This window comes from Nocardia sp. NPDC060220 (assembly GCF_042727815.1).
Classification (GTDB): Bacteria; Actinomycetota; Actinomycetes; order Mycobacteriales; family Mycobacteriaceae; genus Nocardia.
Map to the genome: position 1 here is coordinate 1 of NZ_JBHWZY010001026.1, position 2,178 is coordinate 2,178.

Annotated in this window: 2 protein-coding genes; both read right to left on the reverse strand. The window is 66.3% G+C overall.

What is annotated here, in order from left to right:
• The coding region (locus tag ACFWF3_RS33180; protein WP_379317874.1) for a decaprenylphospho-beta-D-erythro-pentofuranosid-2-ulose 2-reductase at positions 1 to 706 on the reverse strand (706 nt) is incomplete at its 3' end.
• Positions 703 to 2,118, reverse strand: coding sequence for an FAD-binding protein (locus ACFWF3_RS33185; protein WP_378989554.1), 1,416 nt, complete (start codon positions 2,116 to 2,118; stop codon positions 703 to 705). The genes ACFWF3_RS33180 and ACFWF3_RS33185, both read right to left, overlap by 4 nt.
• Positions 2,119 to 2,178: the final 60 nt, after the last annotated feature.

The following is a 2,178-nucleotide window of genomic DNA, read 5'->3' on the forward strand; positions in this document are numbered from 1 at the left end:
GCGCCCAGACGATCTCGGTGCCCTTCTCCGACGCGGTGACGGCGAGCTTGGCGACGTCTTCCGGGTCGACGGTGAGCGGAGCTTCCTTGGCGCCGGTGGCTTCCCAGTGGGCCTTGGTCGCCGAGGTGCGCACCTGCATCGGCCGGATCACGGTGACGCGCGGCCCGAAGGGACGCAGCGCCTCGCCGAGGCCGAGGTAGAAACCGTCGAGGCCGGCCTTGGTGGAGCCGTAGACGAAGTTGGAGCGGCGAACGCGCTCACCGGCCACCGAGGACATCACGATGATCCGGCCGTGGCCCTGGGCCTTGAACTTGTCGCCCACCAGCACGCCCACCGACACACCGGCGGTGTAGTTGATGCCGACGGTCATGACCGCCTTGCGCTGGTTCTGCCACAGCTCCTCGGCATCGCCGAGCACACCGAACGCCACGATCGCGACGTCGACGTCGCCCGCGGCGAACGCGGAGTCGACGACCTTGGGGTGCGACTCGGTGTCGAGCGCGTCGAAGTCGACGACGTCGACCTGGGTCGCGCCCGCGGCCTTCACCTGGGTGACGGCGTTCTCGAGCAGCGGGTCGCCGGGCAGGTTCGCCAGGATGACCCGGGCCGGGCTCTTGGCCAGGTACTCGGCCACGATCGCGAGACCGATCTCGGAGGTGCCGCCGAAGAGCAGGATGGTCTGCGGGTTGCCAACTGCGTTGATCACTGGAGCTCCAGCCTCCTGGCCATATCGGACATGAACACGCCATTCGGGTCGACGCTGCGGCGGACCTTGATCCACTCGTCGATCCGCGGGTACATCTTGTGGAAGGTCTCGGCCGAGGTACGCGAATCCTTCGCGGTGTAGAGCCGCCCGCCGAACTCGAGCACACGCCGGTCGAGCTCGGTGACGAACTCGTTGAGCCCACGCGAGATCGGGAAGTCGACGCAGATGTTCCAGCCGGCCATCGGGAAGCTCAGCGGCGCCTGGTTGCCCTCGCCGAACAGCTTGAACACATTGAGGAACGAGTAGAAACCCGAGCTCTGGATGTCGATGATGATGCGCTTGAACTCTTCGACCGACTCCGGCGGAACCACGAACTGGTACTGCAGGAAGCCGTTGGAGCCGTAGCCGCGGTTCCATTCGCCCATCATGTCGAGCGGGTGATAGAAGGCGGTCAGGCTCTGCGCCTTGCCCCGGTAGGTGCCCGACTTGCGGTACCAGATCTCACCGATCGGCCCGAAGGTGTACTTGTTGGCCAGCCCGTTGGGGAACACATCGGGCAGCGTGAAGAAGGTCTTGCCGTTGAAGCGCAGCGGGTCTTTCTGCAGCTTCTTCGGCAGCTGGTCGACCTTGGCCAGGTTGCCGCGTGAGATGGCCGCGCGTCCCAGGTTGGGCAGCGGGCTGATGGCGTCGAACCAGGCCGAGCTGTATTCGTACTTGTCCTCGGAGCCGTCGCTGTGGAAGGCGATGGTCTCGTCGAGGGTGCTGGTCACGTCGCCGTCGGCGATGAAGTACGCCGTCTCGGTGGGGGTCATCTCGACGGTGGCCCGCAGGATGATGCCGGTCAGGCCGCAGCCGCCGATGGTCGCCCAGAACAGCTCCGGATCGGACGCGGCGGTGATCGTGCGGACGACACCGTCGGCGGTGAGCAGATCCATCGAACGCACGTGGTTGCCGAAGCTGCCGGCGCTGTGGTGGTTCTTGCCGTGGATATCGGAGCCGATGGCGCCGCCGACGGTGACCTGGCGGGTACCGGGTAGGACCGGAACCCATAGGCCGAACGGCAGCGCTGCCTTCATCAGCTGGTCGAGGTCGACGCCGCCGTCCACGTCGACGAGGCGGGTGGCCGCGTCGATGCTGTGGATCTTGTTCAGCGCGGGCATGTCGATCACGAGGCCGCCCGCGTTTTGCGAGTTGTCGCCGTAGGAGCGGCCGAGGCCACGCGCGATCACGCCGCGTCGCAGATGCGCCGGCTTCGAGTCGTTGTCCTGCGCCACCATGCTCACGGCCTTGGCGATCAGTTCCGGATCGCTGGTCGAGAGCACTTCGGCGGAGGTGGGTGCGGTGCGACCCCAACCGGTGAGCTTGCGGGTGCGCGTAGGGAGCGCGAACGCCTCATCGTTGGTGGTCGAAATGTTCTCAGACATCGGCTAAGAGGCTACATGCATGGCGCGAGGAGCGACCGGTCTCGTAGT